Here is a 24,163-nt window from a genome sequence, read left to right as displayed (position 1 = left end):
CTCCCGTTCCATTCTGATCAAGCGCCCGTGCTGCTGCGATCAAGCGGCCACTCCGCACTATGCAAGCCTTTGATTGAGTTCGGCAATCACGATATGTAGTCTTTAGCGACTCATCTAGAGTGTTTACCTGTACAGGTAAAGTTTTCGAACAGATGGAGGGACCATGAAACGCAAGCAGTCGATCGAGTCTATACGTTGGGATCTAGCACTGCGCTATCGTCTGATCGAGACAGTGGTCTGGTGGGAGGGCCGCCTGACCACCAATCACCTGATGCAGAGCTTCGGCATCAGCCGTCAACAAGCGTCGAAGGACATCAACACCTACATCAACGAACACGCGCCGAAGAACCTTGAATATGACAAGCATTTGAAGGGGTACGTCCCAAGCCGCCGCTTCCAACCGCTGTTCATCGACGACAGCGCCAGTGCCTATCTGCACCTTCTCAACCAGAACCATGAGCGCGCCCCACACATCGAGGGTCTGGCACTTGCTTATGCACATACAGAGGTATTGGCAGTGCCGGATCGCTCGGTACGGCCGGAAGTGCTGCGTCCGCTGCTAAAAGCCTGCCGGGATGGTCTGCGCCTGGAGTGCGAGTATGTGTCCTTCACCAGCCCCGGTGGCGAAACTCGCCTGATCGCCCCGCACACCTTGGTTTACACCGGAATGCGCTGGCACGTGCGGGCCTATTGCGAGAAAAATCGGGATTATCGCGACTTCGTTCTGAGCCGATTCCGCGGCATACCGGATCTGATGGATGATCCTACAGACCACGGCCGCGAGAGTGATCCGGGCTGGACCACCTTGCTGCAGGTGATCATCGAACCCGACTCGCGTCTGAAACCGGAACAACGCGCCATCATCGAGGCCGACTACGGCATGCGGGATGGCCGACTGCCAATCGAAACCCGTGGCTCACTAGTACAATACGTGCTGCAGCGCTATCAGATCGACCCAACTAAAGTGCATGCCAAGGCGACAGCGCAGCAGATTGTCGTCGCCAACCTGGATGAACTGCAGCCTTGGCTGTACCACTGAGCAGAGATAAATATGTGGTCACGCCGCCGATTCTCTAGCCCAAGGGCAACAATCAACAGCGCGACCATCTGCTTGATAGATTCGGCTCCGATTCGTTTTAGGGGGCGGAGCTGAAAAGGCACCGTCCATCGGAATCCAGTCCACGCAGCGTTCCAACTGGTATTCCAAGCATGTTAACCAAAATTTTTTTACCAGCAAAAACAACTAGATACCGACTTGTTTCAGATCACCCCGGCTCCACCAAATACTCATTACAAATCAGGCACTTAGCGTTCCTCGCAAGTGCCTTTTTTGTGTCCGGAAGGCCTGTTTTGGTTGTGAAATGCCAGCTTAATGACAGCTCGCTGGAGGGCATACTGGCAGTCCAGTTGCATTGTTCACAAATAGATCAATCCGACAGCCCTGCATCGCACCGCCCCAACTGGGCACCCATTTGAGCGAAAAACGTGGCACTACCGACCCCTCCTTGGACTGTCCCACGGCCCGCTCAATGAAAGTCTTGCAACGTTGTCAGTGCCGCAATTGGTAGTCTCCCCAAGATGAACCTGGCAGTGGCAGAGAAGTCATCGTCGAGCCTGTGCCAGCATTCTTTTGCGAAAATCTCATCATGAAGGTGGTGCCTGCCTGCTGTGTGGACACAACCGACACGCATCCCGCATGGGCCTTTGCTATCTGGGTCACGATAAAGAGCCCCAGCCCTATGCTGGTAGCACCCGCAACTCGCTGCTCTCCACGAACTAACGGCTCAAACATATGCTTTAGCAGTTCAAGTGAAATCGGTGCACCGCTGTTGTGCACTGTCAGGGTGGCTGTCGCTTCCTCGATGCAGGATGTCACATAAACCGGCGTGCTCGGATCGCCATAGGCAACTGCGTTGGCTACTAGATTACTGATCACCTGGTACAGGCGGTCGGTATCGACCATTACACTGCGCTCGCCGGTATGCTGATAAGTCAGTTGACGGCCTGGGAATGTTAGCCGCAACTCTTCCAGACACCCCTCCACGGTGCGCGGCAGGTCAGCAACCCTGGGCTGTATGGTGATACCGCGCCCGGCCTGGATGAGGGTGAAATCCAGCAAGTCTCCCACAAGCCGCTGCGCGCGTGATACGGAGTGGTTGATCGCTGTGAGCAACTTTTGGCTTTCGGCCGTAGGCGAGCGTCGTGTCAACAAATCGGCCGCCATTCTGATTGCCAGAAGTGGCGTACGCAGGTCATGACTGACGACACCCAGCATTTGTTCAGCCAGCAGGGACTGTGTGCGCTCAGGTGACTGCATTACGCAGGCATGGCTGCGAGACAGCAATGCACGCTGCGTCTTGAGATTGTTCGCCAAACAGCGTTCAGCCAATAGGCGCGCGCTCAGCAGGTCACGCTCGTAACTCTGCCCGTTAGGGTTAAACATGGTCAGCTCGTGAACGATGCCATTCGAACGTGCGCAGGTAATAGCATTGGATATCAGCGGCAGGGTGAAGCCCTGACAGTGCACGAAATCAAACTTGACGTTCGCCACCGCCCCCAATTTCCCCATCAATGGCTGCCAATACAGTTGGTGAAGGGCCTTGGCTTCTGTTGTGAGAAGTTGCTGAAGACACATGCGAACCAAGGTTTCGTGCGTGTAGCCCAGCATGCGGCAGAATGCCGCATTCGCGCTCGCTATCTGCCCGTTCTTGGATGTCAACAGCAACCCGTAATCGGAAGTGTCCTGACGTATATGCGACGCAACGTTCGTGCAGGCGCACGCCGATGTAGCGGTATGTTTTAAAAGCGCGTTCAAGGTAGAGCCTCCAGCGAGCGGATGCTGCCGCTCCTACCGGGTAGCCAGGGGTAGAAGCATCGCCGATATGACAAGACGGTGCATAAATTCAGCATGGGCGCCGGCCCGTTGCGAGTCTGTTCGTTACCGCACAGACGCTGCTCGACAACCGCCGCAAACTGAATGCCGAAAGGCCAAATCGGCAAACCAGCACACCATGGACAATCCTTGGCTTCGCACACTCACCTACCTTCGTCGCCTGTACGCCTATGCCGGGCGACGGGGTTCGCCCCTTAATGCCTTTACCTATGAAAGCCTACTGCGCTCGGAGCTGTATAACTCCGACCAGATGGCCGAGCACGGGCTCTGGCTGGCCCATCATCATCGCTTGAGCCGATTGCCCGCCAGCGACGCGCTGCTCGACCGCTTGGCCGACAACGAGCGGATGCTTTCCACTAGTTGCACCGCCCTCGCCGGCGCCTTACCCAGTTCTCGTCCGGCGTTGCCCGCTGCGCAATGGTTGCTCGACAACTTCTACCTTGTCGAAACCCAGATCCGCATTGCCAAGCGCCACCTACCAGCCGACTACAACCTGCAGTTACCGCGGCTAGACAACGGCCCATCAAGCGGCCTGCCGCGTGTCTACGATATCGCCCTGGAGACTATTTCTCACGGTGACGGGCGGATCGATGCCGAAAGCCTCAGTCGTTTCGTCGAGGCCTACCAGCAGGCCTCTATCCTGACTCTAGGCGAGCTCTGGGCGATCCCGATCATGCTACGCCTGGCCCTGATCGAAAACCTACGCAGGGTCGCGGCGCGGGTCATGGCCAATTGGGCTGACCGCGACCTAGCCAATGTCTGGGCCGACCGGCTTGGCGAAACCGCCGAGCGCGATGCTAAGAGTGTAGTGCTGGTGGTCGCCGATATGGCTCGCTCGCAACCGCCGATGACTGCCGCGTTTGTTGCTGAGCTGGCTAGGCGGCTGCAGGGCCATAGCGCTTCGCTGACCCAACCGCTACTTTGGGTGGAGCAGATGCTAAGCGAGTCGGCCTACAGCATAGAGCGCCATGTGCAGCTCGATGCCCAGCAGCAGGCTATAGACCAGGTGTCCATAAGCAACAGCATCGGCAGCCTGCGCCTGCTGTCGACCATCGACTGGCGGCTGTTCGTCGAGCATCTTAGCCATGTCGAACAGACACTGTGCCGCGACCCGGCCGCCGTCTACCCTGCCATGGACTTTACCAGCCGTGACCACTACCGGCATGTCGTCGAGCGCCTCGCGCGCCATAGCGCCTTCAGCGAAGCCACAGTGGCACACACGGCCATCGAACTGGCCAAAGCCGCCGGCACCGTGCCAGGCGAGCAGACCGAGCATGTGGGCTTTTACCTGGCAGGAGCCGGGCTGCCGTTGCTGGAACAGCGCCTCGCCGTGCGGTTGCCGCTGGCCGAGCGCTGGCAGCGCCTGTTGCACCGGGCACCGCTAACGTTCTACCTAGTGCCTGTGGCACTGCTGTCCTGTCTATTGGCGTGGGGTTTTATACGCGCCATAGATCTTGAGGGGTGGCCCGTCGCAGTGTGGGCCACCATGGCCGTGCCGATACTGCTGAGCACCAGCCGCCTGGCCATCGGCTTAGTAAACTGGTTGGTGACCTTGACCATCAAGCCCTCCTTCCTGCCACGGTTTGACTACTCGGCGGGTATTCCCGAGGAGGCACGCACTCTGGTGGTGGTGCCCACCATGCTGGCTAGTTCCAGCGATGTCGAAGAGCTGGTCGAAGGGCTGGAAGTACGCTTCCTGGCCAACCGTGACGAGCACCTGCACTTCGCCCTCCTGAGCGATTTCATGGATGCCCGTGAACAGACTCGGCCCGAAGACGAGGGACTGCTCGACCTGGCCAGCAAAGGTATCCGGGGCCTAAACCAGAAGTACCCAAGCCACGGCGGCGCTCGTTTTTTTCTGTTTCACCGACCACGCATCTGGAACGCTGCCGAGCGCTGCTGGATGGGCCGCGAGCGTAAGCGCGGCAAGCTTGCCGAGCTGAACGCGGTGTTGCGGGGGCACGGCCGTGAGTGCTTCATGCATATCGTCGGCGACGTGCAAACGCTTGGCCATGTGCGCTACGTCATCACCCTGGATACCGACACCCAGTTGCCTCGCGGTGCTGCCCAGCAATTTATCGGCGCAATGCAGCACCCGCTGAACCGTCCACGCTTCGACGTGCACAGCGGTAGCATCCAGGCAGGCTACGCGATCCTGCAACCGCGGGTAGGCATCAGCCTGCCAAGCGTGTCGCGCTCGCGCTATGCGCGCCTATTTGGCAGTGACGCCGGTGTCGACCCTTACACACAGTCGGTTTCGGACGTTTACCAGGACCTGTTTCTCAGCGGCTCCTTCATCGGCAAAGGCATCTATTCGGTGGATGCCTTCGAACAGGCATTGGAGGGTCGTTTTGCCGATAACCGCGTGCTTAGCCACGACCTGATAGAGGGCTGTTACGCGCATTCGGGTCTGCTGAGTGATGTGCAATTGTTCGAAGCCTACCCGGCTCGTTACAGCGCCGACAGCAAGCGCCGACACCGCTGGATACGCGGCGACTGGCAACTACTACCGTGGCTGCTGCCGTGGCTGCGCACTGGCACTCAGGGGCTGGCGCAAAGCTCGCTCAGCGCCCTGTCGCGCTGGAAGATCTTCGACAACCTGCGCCGCAGCCTGGAGCCGGCGGCGCTGCTGACCCTGCTGCTGTGGGGCTGGTTGGCGAGTGCCACGCCACTTGCCTGGACGCTCGCGCTGCTGGCGTTGCTGCTGACGCGCCCACTCCTGGACTCCGTGCTCGAGGTGCTGGGCAAGACCACCGATGTGCCCCTTTCAGAACACCTGCTGGCAGCCTTGCACACATCGGGCACCTACTTCCTTCGCGCCGGCCTGTCACTGGCCTGGTTACCCTTTGAGGCCTACTTCAGCCTCGATGCGATCCTTCGCACCCTGTGGAGGCTAGTGGTCAGCAAACGAAGCCTGCTCCAGTGGAACCCCTCGCGAGAAGACGAACGCAGCAGTGCAGACACCCTGCAGGCGGTGTATCGCGAGCAATGGGGGCAACCGGTCATGGCGCTGCTACTAGGCGGTGCGTTAGCGATGCAGCCGGTGATGCTGCTGATTGCCTCGCCGATCCTTGCCCTGTGGCTGTTCGGCCCGGCTCTGGCCTGGTGGCTCAGTCGCCCGAACAGCCGGGCCGAGTTCAAGCCCGAGGCTGAAGACCTAGCCTTCCTGCATCGACTGGCCCGCGCCAATTGGGCCTTCTTCGACAGCCACGTCGGCCCTGTCGACAACTGGCTGCCGCCCGACAACATTCAGGAGCCTCCCTTCGCCAGCATCGCTCACCGCACCTCGCCGACGAATATGGGCATGGCCCTGCTCTCGCACCTTGCGGCCCATGACTTCGGTTACCTCAGCGCCGGTCGCCTGTTCGAGCGCCTTGAACGAATGCTCGATAGCATGGGCCAACTGGAGCGCTTCAAAGGGCACTTCTACAACTGGTACGACACCCAGACCCTCAAGCCGCTATCACCGCTCTACATCTCCAGTGTGGACAGCGGCAACCTAGTCGCCCTGTTGCTGACGCTCAGGCTCGGCCTGCTGGAAATGGCAGGCGTACCTCTGCTCGACCGGCGCCTGACCCAAGGTATGCTCGACACCTTCGACACGCTGCTGGATGCCTGTACACACACGAATCGTGACACCCAGCCTATCAAGGCCCTGCACGAATTGTTGTGGCACAGCCATCAGCAAGGAGGCAACGCACCCGCCACCCTGCTGCCGGAAATAGTGGAAAAACTGCAGGCGCTGATCACGAATTCGGCTGCGTCTGGGGGCGAAGCTGCCGACGATTGTGCTTTTTGGCTAGAGGCCCTGCATGCGCAATGCCTGGACCTGAGTTGCGAATTGCAGCTGCTACAACTGCCTCCAGGCAACAATCAGCCCCCCCAAGGCCCGCTGAGCTGGCACCAACTGGCACAACTGGACGCCGACCAATGGGCGCTCCCCGAGCGCCTGGCAGTAGCCAACGTCCGGGCGCTTGCCCGCCAGCGCATAGCCCAGGCGCATGCCCTAGCCAGACGTATTCAAACCTTGACCAGCACTGACTTTACCTTCCTCTACGACAGCCAACGTGACCTGTTCTCCATCGGCTATAACGCCGACGAACAGCGCCTGGACGCCGCGTTCTACGACCTCCTGGCGTCGGAGATGCGCCTGACCAACTTCGTCGTTATCGCCCAGGGTCAAGTGCCTCAGGAAAGCTGGTTCGCGCTTGGCCGGCTGCTCACCACAAATGCCGGCGTGCCGGTGCTGCTGTCCTGGTCCGGATCGATGTTTGAGTACCTGATGCCGCTGCTGGTGATGCCTAACTATGAAGGTACGCTTCTTGACCAGACTTGCCAGGCCGCTGTCAACCGGCAGATCGAACATGGCAAGCTGTCGGGCCTGCCTTGGGGCGTCTCGGAGTCGGCCTACAACGCGCTGGACGCGCATTTCAATTATCAGTACCGGGCGTTCGGTGTACCGGGTCTTGGTCTCAAGCGCGGCCTCGGTGAAGAGCGCGTGGTGGCCCCGTACGCCAGCGCACTGGCTTTGATGGTGGCCCCCGCTGCCGCCAACCGCAACCTGCAGCGACTAGCCACGCTTGGCCTGGCAGGCCGCTTCGGCCTCTACGAGGCAGTGGACTACAGTGAGGCACGCCTACCGCCCGGGCAAGACGCCGTGGTGATCCGCTCCTTTATGGCCCACCACCAGGGCATGAGCTTCCTAGCCTTGACCGCCTTACTGCTAAACAAACCCATGCAACGACGCTTCGCCTCCGATCCGCAGTTCCAGGCCAGTATGCTGCTGCTGCAGGAACGTGTACCGAAAACTGCCGCGCCGTACCTGCATACCCTCCAGGCCCCGCTAATGGAGGTCTCCGAGAGCGATCCCGAGGTACGGCTGCGGGTATTCAGCGAGCCAAACCGACGCCACCCGGCCGTGCAACTGCTCTCCAACGGCCGTTATCACGTCATGGTAAACCACGTGGGTAGCGGCTATAGCCAGTGCAACACCCTGGCTGTGACCCGCTGGCGCGAGGACGCCAGCCGCGACGACCTGGGCAGCTTCTGCTACCTGCGCGATGTCGCCAGTGGCACTTACTGGTCCACCACCTACCAGCCGACGCGGCACCGCACGAAAGTCCAGGAGGCTATCTTCAGCGACGGGCGTGCTGAGTTTCGCGTGCGTGAACTTGACTTTGACTGCCATACCGAAATTGCCGTTTCACCCGAAGACGACATCGAACTGCGCCGCCTGCACCTGGCTAACCATGGCAACCAGCCCCGAATCCTGGAGCTGACTAGCTACGCTGAAGTAGTGCTGGCACCAGCCTTGAGCGATGCCCTGCACCCGGCCTTCAGCAAGCTGTTCATCCAGACTGAACTGATACGACCGCTCCAAGCCATCCTGTGCACGCGTCGGCCGCGCTCGCATCAGGACTACGTGCCGTGGATGTGCCACGTGCTAGCGGTACATGGCGCCGACATAGATGCGGTGTCTTACGAAACCGACCGGGCGCGTTTCATTGGCCGTGGGCGTACTTTGGCAATGCCAGCGGCCATGGACCGTGACTGTGAGGCATTGTCCGGCAGCGCGGGGGCCGTCCTGGACCCGATCGTGGCTATCCGCTGCCGCATCACGCTGATGCCCGGCCATGCCGCCACAGTCGACCTGGTCACAGGCGTCGCCGACAGCCGTGACGCCTGCCTGCAGCAGGTAGCCAAGTACCGCGACCGGCATCTAGCCGACAGGGTATTCGATCTCGCATGGCCACACAGCCAGGTGCTGCTACACCAGCTCAATGGTTCGCTGGCCGACGCCCGGCTGTTTGAGCAGATGGCCGCCTCGGTTCTCTACCCTAATGCCAGCCTGCGAGCCAGCGGGACGCTCCTGGCCAGCAACCGGCGTAACCAATCCGGCCTTTGGGGTCAGGGCTTGTCGGGCGACCTGCCGATCGTACTGGTGCAGATCGGTGATCCAGCCAACATCCACCTGGTCAAACAGATGGTGCTGGCCCATGCTTACTGGCGCCAGAAAGGGCTGGTACTCGACTTGGTCATCTGGAACGAAGACCAGGCTGGTTACCGCCAGCAACTGCAGGAACTAATCATGGGGATAGTCGCCTCCGGTAGCGAGGCGGCACAGCTCGACCGACCCGGCGGCATTTTCGTACGCCCTGCACAACAGTTGCCTGCCGAGGATCGGCTGCTGACACTCTCGGTAGCACGGCTGGTGCTCAACGACAGCCTCGGCACGCTGGCCGAGCAACTACAACTGCGCCGCCAATCGCCGGTCCCCACGGCCCTCCAGGCCAACCCGCCCAGGCCCTTACCCTACAGCCGTTTGCCGTTGGGCCAGTCGGCGCTGATGCTCGGCAACCCTTATGGCGGATTCAGCGCCGACGGGCGGGAGTACGTTATCCCACTGCTTCCTGGCACACCACCACCGGCACCTTGGGTCAATATCCTGGCAAACCCGCAGTTCGGCAGCGTGGTCTCCGAGGTCGGCAGCGCTTACTCCTGGTACGAGAATGCCCACGAGTACCGATTGACCCCCTGGCACAACGATCCAGTCACCGACCCCAGCGGCGAAGCCTTCTACCTACGCGACGAGGACAGTGGTGAGTACTGGTCGCCGACTCCGCAGCCATGTCCTGGCCCTGGCCGTTACCGTACCCGCCATGGCTTTGGCTACAGCGTGTTCGAATATGCCGAGGACGGCCTGCGCAGTGAGCTCTGGGTGCATGTGGCACTGGATGCCCCGGTCAAGTTCAGCCGGCTCAAACTGCACAACACCTCTGCGCGGACACGGCGATTGTCAGCCACTTGCTTCGCCGAGTGGGTGCTGGGCGACCTGCGCAGCAAAACCGCCATGCATGTCGTCAGCGAGACTGACCCGCTCAGTGGTGCACTGTTTGCCCGTAACAGTTTCGCATTGGAATTCTCCGCTCAGGTGGCGTTTCTCGATTGCGACATGCCCTTGCAGGGCCTGACCTGTGATCGCGGCGAATTCCTCGGGCGTAACGGTGACTACCAGGCTCCGCTGGGCATGCGCCAGACGCGGCTGTCAGGGCGCACCGGCGGTGGTCTGGACCCGTGCGCGGTGCTGCAGGTGGCGCTGCAGTTGGAACCTGGCGAAAGCCGTGAAGTGGTATTTCGCCTAGGCGCTGCCCAAGACGCCCGCGCAGCCACTCGCTGCGTCCAGCATTATCGGGGCCTGCACACCGCCAAGGACGAGCTCGACAAAGTCCGCGCCTACTGGCGACGGACGCTGGATACTGTGCAGATCAAGACACCAGATCCCACACTGGATGTGCTGGCCAACGGATGGTTGATGTACCAGGTGATCGCCTGCCGGTTCTGTGCGCGCAGCGGCTTCTACCAGTCAGGTGGTGCCATTGGTTTTCGCGACCAGTTACAGGACAGCATGGCCATGGTCCATGCTGCCCCGGCGGAGGCGCGCCAACACCTGTTGGTCTGCGCCGAGCACCAATATGCCGAAGGCGACGTACAGCACTGGTGGCATCCACCGCTGCAGCGAGGGGTACGTAGCCGCTGCTCGGACGACTTACTGTGGCTGCCGCTGGCTGCTAGCCGCTACGTTGAGGCCACTGGGGACTACGCTGTTCTGGACGAGCCGGTCGGCTACTTGCAGGGGCGCGCACTCAATGCCGGTGAAGAGTCCTATTACGACCTGCCCGCCCACTCGGCCTTAGTTGAGAGCCTGTATCAACATTGTCAGCGCGCCCTCGACCATGCCCTTCAGTGCGGGGCCCACGGCCTGCCGTTGATGGGCAGCGGCGACTGGAACGACGGCATGAACCGGGTCGGCGAACAAGGGAAAGGCGAAAGCGTGTGGCTGGGCTTTTTTGGCCACGAGGTGCTTCGGGCGTTTAGCAACGTCGCCCTACGCCGAGGTGACAGTGGCTTTGCAATGCGCTGCACCACCCAGGCTGCCGCACTCGCCGAACAACTGGAGGCGCACGCTTGGGACGGCGCCTGGTACCGCCGCGCTTGGTTCGACGATGGCCAGGTGCTGGGTTCTGCGAGCAACCAGGAGTGTCGCATCGACTCTCTGGCACAAAGCTGGGCAGTACTGTCTGCGGTAGCCTCGCCTGAACGTGCCCGCCTGGCCATGGCCGCGTTGGACAACTATCTGGTGCGCCGTGACATCGGCATCGTCAAACTGCTAGACCCGCCCTTCGACCTGGGTGACCTGGACCCCGGCTACATTAAGGGTTACCTGCCAGGTGTGCGTGAAAATGGCGGGCAATACACTCATGCGGCCATCTGGGCGAGCATGGCCTATGCGCACTTGGGAGACGCAGACAAGGCCTGGGAACTGCTGCGCCTGATCAACCCAGTGCGCCAGGGCTGTAGCGCGTTGATTGATACATACAAGGTCGAACCCTATGTCATGGCCGCCGACGTCTACGCTATTGCGCCCCACGCCGGGCGGGGTGGCTGGAGTTGGTACACCGGTTCCGCCGGCTGGATGTACCGGTTGATCATCGAAAGTCTGTTGGGCCTGCAACGCAATGGCGACACCCTGCACCTGCAGCCGCTATTACCGACAGGCTGGCCGGGGTTTGTCCTAGATTACCGTTTTGGCAGCACTTGTTACCACATCGAGGTGCGTAACGGTAGCTGCGGCGAACTGGCCCTGAGCCTGGACGGCGAAGAGCTTGCCGAAGCCAAGTTGCAGCTGAAGGATGACGGGCGCCTGCACCACATCGTAGCCCAGTACAAGGGCTGCTCCTTACCCACCAGTTGAACCGCTAGGCGAGCCATGGCTGCGCTGACGGAAGCTTCGGCTCCGCTAGGCTAATCTTGATACGACAGCCCCTCCAGTCGATGGTCCCGCGCATGCCACCCACATCAAAACCCCAGCAGAACCACTTGTTGGCTGCACTGTCTGCAGAGGCGTTCAGCAGGCTGAAGCCGGACCTGGAACACGTGAACCTCCCCTTGGGCAAGGCCCTGTACGAGTCCGGCGACACCCTGCGCCACGTCCATTTTCCGGCCGATGCTATTGTTTCACTGCTGTATGTGATGGAAAACGGCGCCTCGGCCGAGATCTCAGTGGTAGGTAACGAGGGGCTGGTTGGCATCGCCGTGTTCATGGGGGGTGAAAGCACACCCAGCCGGGCCATCGTGCAAAGTGCAGGGCATGCCTACCGCTTACCCGTGCAAAGCCTCAAGGACGAATTCAACCGCCATGGCGAGATGATGATGTTGATGCTGCGCTACACGCAGGCACTTATCACTCAGATGGCGCAAACGGCGGTGTGCAACCGGCATCACTCCATCGACCAGCAATTATGCCGCTGGTTGCTGTTATCACTCGACCGCCTGCCGGGCGACTGCCTCTGCATGACCCAGGAGTTGATCGCAAACATGCTGGGGGTTCGCCGCGAGGGAGTGACCGAAGCTGCAGGCAAGCTGCAGCGTCTGGGGGTGATCGACTATAGCCGCGGGCGGATCAGAGTACTCGACAGGACACAATTGGAGCTACTGTGCTGCGAATGCTACGCCGTGGTAAAGAAAGAGACAGAACGGTTGCTACCATTCGTTCCGGTGTAACAAGACAGCACGCTACCAGTAGCGTTGTTCTTGAAAGACCTACATCAATACTACTCAATCTTATAGAAAGCCATTATTTCCCCAACCCGCCGCAAAGCACACTGTTAGCCCCCTAAATACTGCTCACCGGGGTTGGTCGCCGGAAACCAGAGAGCAATGAAAAATAATCATGCGGGATACTTGTAAGAAAGTGTACCTATCTCCACATTACATACGATACGGTTAAAAACAATGGGCATTCATCGATTGCCCTCAAGAGGCAGCCGAATACAAAGCATTCTCTGCCTCATAGAAGAGTACTGATAAGCTGATTTCAGCGCGAAAGCGTAGTCCGTCGTTTTCCCGCAAGGGCGAGTTTACAACCACTGCATTTCATGACGACTCGCTGTATCCTTGCCGCACGCCAGGAGTGGCGACAAGCTTTGGCCTTCAGCGACTGATCGCCAGCGTCGGAATCCGGATTTCCATCAGGTATTAACGTGAAGCGTGACATTCACCTTGTTGTCCTCCTGCTTTCGATCATATTTTTCTCTCTTGCTTCGCTGACGTTGTGGAAGGTGATCACTTCTCGTGAGCACGCCCTGGAAGAAATCAACACGCACGGCCTGAACCTAACCCAGGCCCTTTCTACCTACTCCGAAGGAGTCATGCGGCATAGCTCACTGCTGTTGCTCGGGCTCGTAGAACGCCTGGAAACCGAAGGTAGCGGGCCGAGGCAGATTGAACGGCTTGGCCAGTTGGTAAGCCGACAACAACCGCTGATGCCTCAGTTGAGCGGCATTACCGTCTACAACAAGGACGGGCTCTGGCTGATGTCCTCCAACCGCCCCATCCCAACTGGTGCCAACAGCAGTGACCGGGCATATTTCATCCATCATCGTGACAATCCTTCCCGAGAGCCGTTCATTGACCTGCCCATACGTAGTCGCGCCAATCAAGAATGGGTAATCACAATCAGCCGTCGATTTGATGATGCCGCTGGTCAATTCGCGGGGGTTGTAGCAGTAACACTGGGTGTGGAGAACTTCCTGCTCTTGTTCGGCCAGATCGATGTCGGCAACGATGGAGCTATCGGACTGTCCTATACCGACGGCTCGATACTGGTTCGCTACCCCTTCCGTGAGCAGGACATGGCGCGTAACTTCTCCAACTCGCCGATCTACGCCAAGTACCTGGTCGACCGATCGGTAGGGACCGCATCCTTCACCTCCAGTTTAGATGGTGTGGAACGGCTTTATGCGTTTCGCAAGAGCGATAAACTTCCGCTGGTGACGACCGTCGCGCTGGGCAAACGTGAGGCGCTGGCGGCTTGGCAGCTTGAGGCGAAATTGTCGGTGCTGTTGGTCTGTGGACTACTGTTGCTCACCGGCGGCATCGGTTGGCTCCTAATCCGTGCCATGTGTCGACGGAGCCTGGTCGAAGATGAACTGCGAGTGGCTCAGCAACAATTGCTCGCCAGCAACGAGCAGCTTGAGCGCCTAGCCATGCACGATGCACTGACAGGGCTAGCCAATCGTCGCAATTTTGATGACACCCTCACCCAAGAGACCTGCAGGGCTCGGCACAGCGGCAATGCTCTATCGCTGCTGATGATCGATATAGATCACTTCAAGCGCTACAATGACAGCTATGGCCACTTGGCCGGTGATGCCTGCCTGCAACAAGTGGCAAGCCGACTTTCGGCCTGCATGCGCCGACCGCCCGACCTTCTGGCACGTTACGGCGGCGAAGAGTTTGCGGCGATTCTTCCCGACACTGATTGTGCTGGAGCTGCCAGCGTTGCTCGGACGATACTTGAATACCTAGACCATGACCCTATCGACCACCGTGACAGCCCTTTCACACAGGTGTCCGTGAGCATCGGCATCGCCTCTGCCAGCGGCAGCGACTTGGAGAGCGCGCAGGCACTGGTTGAGCGCGCCGACCGGGCACTGTACATCGCGAAAAACGCAGGCCGTAACCGCCTGCATATCATCTGAAGCCGGTGAGCGAAGGCGTGTCCGCGGTACTTATGGGTGAATTGCGGAACCCTGACTGCACTCCGAGCAAGCCCCTCAGCAGCCTGCAGTAATCGGCGTCTTGACTCACTTTGGTCAGATTTCAGGTACCAAAGACTTCGAAATCAGGGCTAATCCCCAGTTGTAACTGACTACAGGCGCACCGCCCCAGCAGTGTTCAACAGTGACGCAATTAAGAACAGCTCTGGCTTATCACGCCACATCGGCAGGCCCACAACTAGCGCTCCTACAGCGATCAGACCGTTGCCGATTTGGAGTTCATTCAGAGTGCCTGCGACGTGAGTTTTCCACTCACTGAGATCGGGAATATCCTCGCGACGAAGCGGGGCAATACGATCAATTGCGCGCAAGGCGCAGCCTTGGCCGCAAGCAAGATGGCCGAAATCCAAACGAAGATCTCCAACCTGTAAGCCACGTATGTTTTTCTGGACGGGGAGCGTGCGAAGCTTGAAGCCAGCGCCATTGCCCTCGGGCAGACTGTTACTCAACCTCTTGCCATGGGCGTAGCTTGACGCTGTAGCGTTCCGGCAAAGCTGGAAAGCTTGGTAGCGGCCCTTCGGAGCAATTAACCGCGAACTGCGAAGGGCTGCTTGTGATTGAAATTGATAGGATGATCCATCGTATCGGGGGAAGCTCATGGAAGCCCGTGCCAATCAGAGATGAGTGGATTAACCGATTTTGGTGTGAGCCGAGTCGTATGGCTGGGAAAAACTGCGGCACTCTCCGGAAGCTTGAATTTCCGCTTCTGCATCGCCGATGGTGCTGAAAAGGCACTTTTTTGAGTTCATAGCTAGCTCCACGCCTGACTGCATAAGGCTCTGGACTGATCTGTCGATCTAAGCTAACTTCAAGCTTAATTTTAGGAGATTCAAAATGACAGACAAATATTTTGGGGAAATCACTGGTACTGGAACAGATAACAAGGAGTATGTGATTTATGTCTATCAAGACGAGAGCATCGAGCGCTCTTCAGATGGAATGATTCGGCATGAAGGCTTAAAACATTATGAATTACAGTTTGGCGGCGATGTGAGAAAAATATCGGAAACTGTTTACGAAATAACGGCAACCGGAGTGAGGGTAACGGTGCAGAGTGCAAACTGAAAATTCGCTACACTGCAAGTTACAGCATTGGGTCGGATAGCGACGGTCATAGCCGACCGTCGCTGCGCGCTTTCATACCTCCGTCTGCTCTGCCATCTCCAAAGTGCCATCGATTTTAATGCATAGTTATCGCACCGTGCTCTCTAGCTTCGTATGACCGAGTAGGAGTTTAACTGCTCTAAGACTCTTATCCTGCGATAGATCAGCGATGCCTTCGTACGTCTCATCGTGTGGGGCCATACATAGCAGGATTAAGGCAAATTGCTTTACCCACGCTTTGACGAACGGGGCGTATTACCGGATGGATAAATACATTGCCGCTTGTAGTCGGCGGCGAGCAAGGTAATCTTTGCTATGCAAATTAACTTTAATCTATCCAAGCCTACAGGACCAGCCGCGCTTGCTCTGTAATCTTAAATTACTTGGGTCACCCCGCGATTTGGAGACTTACCCGAATGGCGCAGATATATTTGATTCGGAGCTTTCTGCCCGACCAATATTACTTTGTCCTAAGGCTGATGGCTGCTGGTCGTAATGGTGTTCGTTGTCTTCCAGGTGTTGGAGAACAAGGATGGTCAGCTCGCCCCAGAGGCGCTAACCGACCCAAAGCGGACTTTCACCGCTCTATTTTTCCAGATTACCTTGTCAGGCAGCTTTAAAGTTGCCGCTTTAAAGCATCGACTTGATGCTGCACATGACATCGATGGGCCGCACCTGAGTTTCCTGCGACTGACAATATTTTTGCACATGTATTTCACGCATCAGTGCCCAAACCTAATCCTTGTCTAGGCCGACAGTGGCCAAGCCCTCAAGGTAGTAAAAAAAACGATGTGACAGACATATCTGGGCCCTGGTAGCGCAGCGACCCGGTCATGGACCGGCGCTTGCGCATCATGGGCCAAGCAACCATTAGAAGTATTTACGAGCTAGACATAGCGCAAAATCTGCAATGCCTGCAAGTAAACCGATTATTTGTCAGCGGCGCCTTCCAAGCTTGATGTTTATTAGATGCCCGTGCGCACTGACCAACGGGTATACCGGCTGGCGGTGTAACTGCCGTAGATCAACACATAGTAGCTTTTTGGGCGCACTCTGTAACTGGCAAACAATAATTCTGAAAGCTCCGGAGGCGTACCATGTCACTCATGAAGGCGGCTATCTTCGTCGAAAAAAACCGCATCGTGCTCGATGACAAACCTATACCTAAAATAGGTCCGCTGGATGCTCTGGTGAAGATCACTACCACCACAATTTGTGGCACCGATGTGCACATCCTGCGTGGCGAATATCCCGTGGCTAAGGGGCTCACCATCGGTCACGAGCCCGTAGGGGTGATCGAAAAGCTGGGCTCGCAAGTCATGGGTTTTGAGGAAGGGCAGCGTGTCATTGCCGGCGCCATCACGCCCAGCGGCCACAGCAATGCTTGTCTATGCGGCTGTGGTTCGCAGGACGGCACAGGTACGGTCCATGGTTTCAAGGCCAGCGGTGGCTGGAAGTTCGGCAACATCATCGATGGTTGCCAAGCCGAATACGTTCGAGTGCCGGACGCCATGGCCAACCTCTCTCCCATCCCGGCTAAGCTCAGCGACGAGCAGGTGCTGATGTGTCCAGACATCATGTCCACCGGCTTTTCCGGCGCGGAACGCGGTGGAGTGGCGATCGGTGACACGGTCGCCGTATTCGCCCTGGGCCCGATCGGACTTTGTGCCGTCGCCGGCGCCAGGATGCTCGGCGCCACCACCATCATTGGGGTGGACACAGTTCCTGCCCGCATCAGCATGGCACGCAAAATGGGTGCTTCTCACATAGTCGACTTCCGGGAAGGCAATGTAGTGAATCAGATCATGGCGCTGACCAATGGCCGGGGCGTAGATGTTTCTATCGAAGCGCTTGGCACCCAGGCCACCTTTGAATGGGCGCTTCGCGTCCTTCGCCCAGGAGGCACATTGTCCAGTCTGGGCGTCTACAGCAACGAACTGCGCATACCGCTGGATGCCTTCGCAGCTGGATTGGGCGATTACCGCATCGTGAGTACGCTTTGCCCGGGCGGAAAAGAGCGGATGCGCCGACTGATGGAAGTCGTCGCCAGCGACCGAATTGACGTCGCTACTCTGGTCACTCACCGATTCCGCCTTGATGACATCGAGACTGCCTACGAATTGTTCGCAAACCAGCGCGACGGCGTAATGAAAGTGGCGATCACGCCCTGAGCTTCACCGAAATTTCGGACAGGGACGCCATCATGCTGCCAGCTCAAAAGCGACTCCTTGCTCATGCTCTGGAGATTCCGATGAACGTCTACGTAGTGAGCAACATCGAACAGAATTGCTGGTGGGTCCACATGGACCAATGGCGGGTTAGCTTCTACACCTCCGGTGAAGCTGATCGGTTTGTCGAGCGTTTGAATATGCGGCTCAACGCACCTCACTCACTGGACGTCATCACGGGCTGTAGCGCAGAGGACGGTCGACCGGCAGGCAGTGCACACCTGCCAGCGAAGGAGGCTTGAGATGTCGGGCCTCATCGACGTCCTGCGGCTCATGCAGTCTGTACAACTGTGCGAACTGCCGCCCGTTCATTCAAAACCATTGAGGCCCCTGTGCAATGAATGCCGAGTGAACGGTTTGTGCTTACCAACAGGTTTGCCACGCAACGATAGTTGCCTCAGTGCGCTAATCTCACCGCGCATTCGCATCAGGAAAGGCGCAGCACTGTTCAACGCCAACGTGCCGCTAACGTCCCTCTATGCCGTACATTCCGGAAGTTTCAAAACTAACCTGAATAATGCCGAGGGCCAAGGTGTGGTCATCAACTTCTGGATGCCGGGTGATGTACTGGGGTTGGATGCCATCGCTACCGAACACCATGTCTGCGACGCAATCGCCTTGGAAGACTGTTTAGTCTGCCCCATTCCATACCACCCACTGCTGACCTTGGCCCGCGACTTTCCCATTCTGCAACAGAGCTTGAACTGCCTGATGAGCAGGGAAATCATTCGCGAGCATGAGCGCGTCCTGATGCTATGCAACTTCTCAGCCGAGCAACGAGTGGCCAGTTTCCTACTGGGATTGTCCATGCGCTTCGTCAGCCGTGGCTACTCCTCTCATGGGTTTATGCTACGCATGTCGCGTGAGGACATGGCGTCCTACATGGGACTACGCCTGGAAACGATATGCCGCTCGGTCGCTCGCTTACGCGCCCTGCGTATAGTCACCTTGCAAGGCCGTGTGGTGGAGATCCTCGACATGCCAGCGTTAATCGCGCTCGGGCTGGGCTCCCCGGGCAGGCATTCCATCGCGCCAGTGCCGGCGTGATGTTCTACCTGTTGAGCTTGACTCACGGCAAAGTGTCACTTGCTGGTCGATCTTGAAGATCGTGTCCCGGGAAGTGGTGTAACTGAACCAGCCGAAGGCGCCCTGCGGGCGAAAGAGGATGGTCATCGTGGTTCTTGGCTAACGTTGAGTTTGCGGACTTAACCTTCACCAGAGAAACCACGATGACCAAGCCCACTATCGCATTGACCGAGTTGGTTGAGAAAGGGGCAGATGCTGATCTGCTCAAGCAAATGATCCAGTTCGTTGCCCAGCGCATGATGGAGTTCGATGTCGAAGGCCTGTGCGGTGCCGGCTTCGATGTCAAAAGCCCAGACCGGACAAACAGCCGCAATGGCTACCGTGACCGCCTGTGGCAAACCCGTGCCGGCGACGTCGACCTGAAGATCCCCAAGTTGCGCCAAGGCAGCTACTTTCCGGGCTTCCTCGAACCTCGACGCACCGCCGAGAAGGCCATGGCGGCGGTCATTCAGGAGGCCTACATTCAAGGCGTTTCAACGCGTTCAGTAGATGAGCTGGTGAAGGCCATGGGCATGACCGGCATTTCCAAAAGCCAGGTGTCACGGCTGGCAGGCGAGATTGATGAACGCGTTCATGCGTTTCTTGATCGGCCACTTGAAGGTGACTGGCCCTACCTCTGGATCGATGCCACCTACGTCAAGGTGCGGGAGGCCGGGCGCATCGTCTCGGTCGCCGTAATAATCGCCGTGGCCGTGAACACTGACGGTGGCCGCGAAGTCCTGGGCATGTGGGTTGGGCCATCGGAGGCCGAGCCGTTCTGGACAGACTTCCTGCGCAGCCTCATGCGACGTGGCTTACGGGGCGTGAAGCTGGTCATCTCCGACGCCCACGAAGGCCTGAATGCTGGCTCACATGGCGTTTCCAAAAGCGCACCGACAGCAGTTACACAGCACCAACCCGCTTGAACGGCTCAACGCTGAAATCAAACGCCGCACCGATGTCGTGGGGATTTTTCCCAACGATCCGGCCATCACACGGCTGGTAGGCGCGATGCTGCTGGAGCAGAACGACGAGTGGTGCCTGCAAAGACGCTACATGCAGTTGGAGGCCTTCGAAGCGGTCAGCGATAATCCACAGGCCAAGCTGTCGGCCGTGATCAACTAAACGGCAAACTCAGTGGCCAGAGCCATGATGAGTTACACCACTTCCTGGGACACAATCATCTTGAACGGGAACGAATAACACCGCAGTGAAGGCGCCGTCGAAGCGGGGTTGAGAACTTTCGCCATCTCCGCCCTGCTAGGGTATCCCAGCCAGGTATTGATCGGAGTTACATTGGTTGGCCTGGCTCCTACCTGCATTGTTTACTGCCACCGCGCATCAGGGCCATCCCCACCCCGAACTGGTCATAGAGGCCCGCGACGAACAGGCAAAAGCCTGCCGTTCCGATAGATTCAGGAAGCCATTTCATCGTAGGGGCTCACATAGCTAATAGGTCGTCTTCGGTCAGGCTGGCCAACAGCCCTTCAGTTGCGCACATGAGGGGCGGAAAGCGTGGGGCCTCGCCTAGCACCTCCCCGCCGCCGGTATCGAGATCCAGCGCGGCGCGTACGCCTTCCAGACGCTGTGCAAGGAGCTAGGCGTAGCCCCAGGGTGGGCGCTGCTCGGAGGCGCGTCCTGTCAGCCAGTCGAAGCCCCAGCCGGTTACATCTGCAGCACTGGCTTCGGCTAGCAAGTCGTCAAAGGAATTCATTTGATCGTCCAGGGTAACGTTTGCATGGGGGCAGTATAAACGTGTGGGAGCGGCTTCCTGGGGCTTTGGGTTGCTCGGTGAGATCCGTTTGCCTGGACCAGCCCTATCGCGGGGCAAGCCCGCTCCCACGCTGTGTATTCCACAGCAGAGGTGGCGTTGCTTTTCGGGACGCGGAAAAGACAAAACCCCTACCTGCTCGCGCAGATAGGGGTTTTGCGAAATGAATCTTGACGATGACCTACTCTCACATGGGGAAACCCCACACTACCATCGGCGATGCATCGTTTCACTGCTGAGTTCGGGATGGGATCAGGTGGTTCCAATGCTCTATGGTCGTCAAGAAATTCGGTTGCCAGTACGTCTTTGCAGACATGCCAGCCAATTCGGATATGCGATATTTGTGGTTCGTCGCGAACTTTCGGTTCGTTTCGTCTTCACCACCGCAATCTGCGTTAGCAAATTGCTTGGGTGTTATATGGTCAAGCCTCACGGGCAATTAGTATTGGTTAGCTCAACGCCTCACAGCGCTTACACACCCAACCTATCAACGTCGTAGTCTTCGACGGCCCTTCAGGGAGCTCAAGGCTCCAGTGAGATCTCATCTTGAGGCAAGTTTCCCGCTTAGATGCTTTCAGCGGTTATCTCTTCCGAACATAGCTACCCGGCAATGCCACTGGCGTGACAACCGGAACACCAGAGGTTCGTCCACTCCGGTCCTCTCGTACTAGGAGCAGCCCCTCTCAAATCTCAAACGTCCACGGCAGATAGGGACCGAACTGTCTCACGACGTTCTAAACCCAGCTCGCGTACCACTTTAAATGGCGAACAGCCATACCCTTGGGACCGGCTTCAGCCCCAGGATGTGATGAGCCGACATCGAGGTGCCAAACACCGCCGTCGATATGAACTCTTGGGCGGTATCAGCCTGTTATCCCCGGAGTACCTTTTATCCGTTGAGCGATGGCCCTTCCATACAGAACCACCGGATCACTAAGACCTACTTTCGTACCTGCTCGACGTGTGTGTCTCGCAGTCAAGCGCGCTTTTGCCTTTATACTCTACGACCGATTTCCGACCGGTCTGAGCGCACCTTCGTACTCCTCCGTTACTCTTTGGGAGGAGACCGCCCCAGTCAAACTACCCACCATACACTGTCCTCGATCCGGATAACGGACCTGAGTTAGAACCTCAAGGTTGCCAGGGTGGTATTTCAAGGATGGCTCCATGAGAACTGGCGTCCCCACTTCAAAGCCTCCCACCTATCCTACACAAGCAAGCTCAAAGTCCAGTGCAAAGCTATAGTAAAGGTTCACGGGGTCTTTCCGTCTAGCCGCGGATACACTGCATCTTCACAGCGATTTCAATTTCACTGAGTCTCGGGTGGAGACAGCGCCGCCATCGTTACGCCATTCGTGCAGGTCGGAACTTACCCGACAAGGAATTTCGCTACCTTAGGACCGTTATAGTTACGGCCGCCGTTTACCGGGGCTTCGATCAAGAGCTTCGCTTGCGCTAACCCCATCAATTAACCTTCCGGCACCGGGCAGGCGTCACACCCTATACGTCCACTTTCGTGTTTGCAGAGTGCTGTGTTTTTAATAAACAGTCGCAGCGGCCTGGTATCTTCGACCGGCGTGGGCTTACGCAGCAAGTGCTTCACCCTCACCGGCGCACCTTCTCCCGAAGTTACGGTGCCATTTTGCCTAGTTCCTTCACCCGAGTTCTCTCAAGCGCCTTGGTATTCTCTACCTAACCACCTGTGTCGGTTTGGGGTACGGTTCCCAGTTATCTGAAGCTTAGGAGCTTTTCTTGGAAGCATGGCATCAACCACTTCGCGCTCTAATGAGCACTCGTCATCAGCTCTCGGCCTTGAGATCCCGGATTTGCCTAAGATCTCAGCCTACCACCTTAAACTTGGACAACCAACGCCAAGCTGGCCTAGCCTTCTCCGTCCCTCCATCGCAATAACTGGAAGTACAGGAATATTAACCTGTTTTCCATCGACTACGCTTTTCAGCCTCGCCTTAGGGACCGACTAACCCTGCGTCGATTAACGTTGCGCAGGAAACCTTGGTCTTTCGGCGTGCGAGTTTTTCACTCGCATTGTCGTTACTCATGTCAGCATTCGCACTTCTGATACCTCCAGCAAGCTTCTCAACTCACCTTCACAGGCTTACAGAACGCTCCTCTACCGCATCACCAAAAGGTGATACCCGTAGCTTCGGTGCATGGTTTGAGCCCCGTTACATCTTCCGCGCAGGCCGACTCGACTAGTGAGCTATTACGCTTTCTTTAAAGGGTGGCTGCTTCTAAGCCAACCTCCTAGCTGTCTAAGCCTTCCCACATCGTTTCCCACTTAACCATGACTTTGGGACCTTAGCTGACGGTCTGGGTTGTTTCCCTTTTCACGACGGACGTTAGCACCCGCCGTGTGTCTCCCATGCTCGGCACTTGTAGGTATTCGGAGTTTGCATCGGTTTGGTAAGTCGGGATGACCCCCTAGCCGAAACAGTGCTCTACCCCCTACAGTGATACATGAGGCGCTACCTAAATAGCTTTCGAGGAGAACCAGCTATCTCCGAGCTTGATTAGCCTTTCACTCCGATCCACAGGTCATCCGCTAACTTTTCAACGGTAGTCGGTTCGGTCCTCCAGTCAGTGTTACCTAACCTTCAACCTGCCCATGGATAGATCGCCCGGTTTCGGGTCTATACCCAGCGACTAAAGCGCCCTATTAAGACTCGCTTTCGCTACGCCTCCCCTATTCGGTTAAGCTCGCCACTGAATATAAGTCGCTGACCCATTATACAAAAGGTACGCAGTCACCTAACAAAGTAGGCTCCCACTGCTTGTACGCATACGGTTTCAGGTTCTATTTCACTCCCCTCTCCGGGGTTCTTTTCGCCTTTCCCTCACGGTACTGGTTCACTATCGGTCAGTCAGTAGTATTTAGCCTTGGAGGATGGTCCCCCCATGTTCAGACAAAGTTTCTCGTGCTCCGTCCTACTCGATTTCACTGGCAAGAGATTTTCGTGTACGGGGCTATCACCCACTATGGCCGCACTTTCCAGAGCGTTCCACTAATCTCAAACCAGCTTAAGGGCTGGTCCCCGTTCGCTCGCCACTACTAAGGGAATCTCGGTTGATTTCTTTTCCTCAGGGTACTTAGATGTTTCAGTTCCCCTGGTTCGCCTCTTGCACCTATGTATTCAGTACAAGATAACCAGCTTATGCTGGCTGGGTTCCCCCATTCAGAGATCTCTGGATCACAGTCTGTTTGCCGACTCCCCAAAGCTTATCGCAGGCTACCACGTCTTTCATCGCCTCTGACTGCCAAGGCATCCACCGTATGCGCTTCTTCACTTGACCATATAACCCCAAGCAATCTGGTTATACTGTGAAGACGACATTCGCCGAAAATTCGCACGTCGCTCTTTCGAGCAGAACTCACAAATTTTACCTTAGCCTGATCCACCCGCAGTGAAACGGGTGTTCAGTCTATTTCTATCACATATCCGAATTTTTAAAGAACGATCTGACA

Annotated in this window: 9 protein-coding genes, 2 rRNA genes and 3 pseudogenes; 10 read left to right on the top strand and 4 right to left on the bottom strand. The window is 57.6% G+C overall.

What is annotated here, in order from left to right; translation table 11 throughout:
• Window positions 1-163: 163 nt before the first annotated feature.
• A complete protein-coding gene (locus LOY42_RS03670; RefSeq protein ID WP_098467398.1) occupies window positions 164-1,039 on the top strand; it encodes a YafY family protein in 876 nt (291 codons plus the stop codon).
• Window positions 1,040-1,549: 510 nt separating this feature from the next.
• On the opposite strand, the gene LOY42_RS03665 is transcribed toward LOY42_RS03670, so the two are convergent.
• Complete coding sequence (locus LOY42_RS03665) at window positions 1,550-2,815, bottom strand: PAS domain-containing sensor histidine kinase (RefSeq protein WP_256659230.1); 1,266 nt, start codon at window positions 2,813-2,815, stop codon at window positions 1,550-1,552.
• A 196-nt stretch (window positions 2,816-3,011) separates the two neighbouring features.
• Here LOY42_RS03665 and LOY42_RS03660 point away from each other — a divergent pair, with 196 nt between their 5' ends.
• From LOY42_RS03660 to LOY42_RS03640, 5 genes and pseudogenes are all read left to right on the top strand, one after another.
• The gene (locus LOY42_RS03660; protein WP_258599803.1) at window positions 3,012-11,645 is read left to right on the top strand and encodes a GH36-type glycosyl hydrolase domain-containing protein; all 8,634 of its coding nucleotides are present in this window, start codon (window positions 3,012-3,014) and stop codon (window positions 11,643-11,645) included.
• Window positions 11,646-11,737: 92 nt separating this feature from the next.
• On the top strand, window positions 11,738-12,454 hold the full coding sequence (locus LOY42_RS03655; RefSeq protein ID WP_139668402.1) for a Crp/Fnr family transcriptional regulator: 717 nt from the start codon (window positions 11,738-11,740) through the stop codon (window positions 12,452-12,454).
• A gap of 479 nt (window positions 12,455-12,933) precedes the next feature.
• Complete coding sequence (locus LOY42_RS03650) at window positions 12,934-14,433, top strand: sensor domain-containing diguanylate cyclase (RefSeq protein ID WP_258599801.1); 1,500 nt, start codon at window positions 12,934-12,936, stop codon at window positions 14,431-14,433.
• Window positions 14,434-14,723: 290 nt separating this feature from the next.
• Window positions 14,724-14,984, top strand: a pseudogene (locus LOY42_RS03645) (MerR family DNA-binding protein).
• Window positions 14,985-15,345: 361 nt separating this feature from the next.
• Window positions 15,346-15,576 carry a hypothetical protein gene (locus LOY42_RS03640; protein ID WP_139668398.1) on the top strand — a complete coding sequence of 77 codons (231 nt, stop codon included), beginning with the start codon at window positions 15,346-15,348 and terminating at the stop codon, window positions 15,574-15,576.
• A gap of 126 nt (window positions 15,577-15,702) precedes the next feature.
• Here the strand turns inward: LOY42_RS03640 and LOY42_RS03635 are convergent.
• Window positions 15,703-15,994 (bottom strand): annotated as a pseudogene (locus LOY42_RS03635) (integrase); the annotation flags it as partial.
• A gap of 718 nt (window positions 15,995-16,712) precedes the next feature.
• On the opposite strand from LOY42_RS03635, the gene LOY42_RS03630 reads away from it, so the two are divergent.
• From LOY42_RS03630 to LOY42_RS03615, 4 genes and pseudogenes are all read left to right on the top strand, one after another.
• Window positions 16,713-17,786, top strand: a complete 1,074-nt coding sequence (locus LOY42_RS03630; protein ID WP_139668396.1) for an NAD(P)-dependent alcohol dehydrogenase — start codon at window positions 16,713-16,715, stop codon at window positions 17,784-17,786.
• A gap of 80 nt (window positions 17,787-17,866) precedes the next feature.
• Complete coding sequence (locus tag LOY42_RS03625) at window positions 17,867-18,085, top strand: hypothetical protein (protein ID WP_139668394.1); 219 nt, start codon at window positions 17,867-17,869, stop codon at window positions 18,083-18,085.
• 1 nt (window position 18,086) lies between these two features.
• On the top strand, window positions 18,087-18,890 hold the full coding sequence (locus LOY42_RS03620) for a helix-turn-helix domain-containing protein (protein ID WP_139668392.1): 804 nt from the start codon (window positions 18,087-18,089) through the stop codon (window positions 18,888-18,890).
• A 182-nt stretch (window positions 18,891-19,072) separates the two neighbouring features.
• Window positions 19,073-20,033: pseudogene (locus tag LOY42_RS03615) on the top strand (IS256 family transposase).
• Between the two features lie 814 nt (window positions 20,034-20,847).
• Here the strand turns inward: LOY42_RS03615 and rrf are convergent.
• Both rrf and LOY42_RS03605 read right to left on the bottom strand, forming a co-directional pair.
• A 5S ribosomal RNA gene (gene rrf / locus LOY42_RS03610) occupies window positions 20,848-20,963 on the bottom strand.
• Between the two features lie 134 nt (window positions 20,964-21,097).
• A 23S ribosomal RNA gene (locus LOY42_RS03605) occupies window positions 21,098-23,991 on the bottom strand.
• Between the last annotated feature and the right edge of the window lie 172 nt (window positions 23,992-24,163).

Origin of the sequence: Pseudomonas sp. B21-023, assembly GCF_024749165.1 — a bacterium.
Classification (GTDB): domain Bacteria; phylum Pseudomonadota; class Gammaproteobacteria; order Pseudomonadales; family Pseudomonadaceae; genus Aquipseudomonas.
The sequence above is the reverse complement of the archived record's forward strand: the minus strand, read 5'-3'. Positions and strand labels throughout refer to the sequence as shown.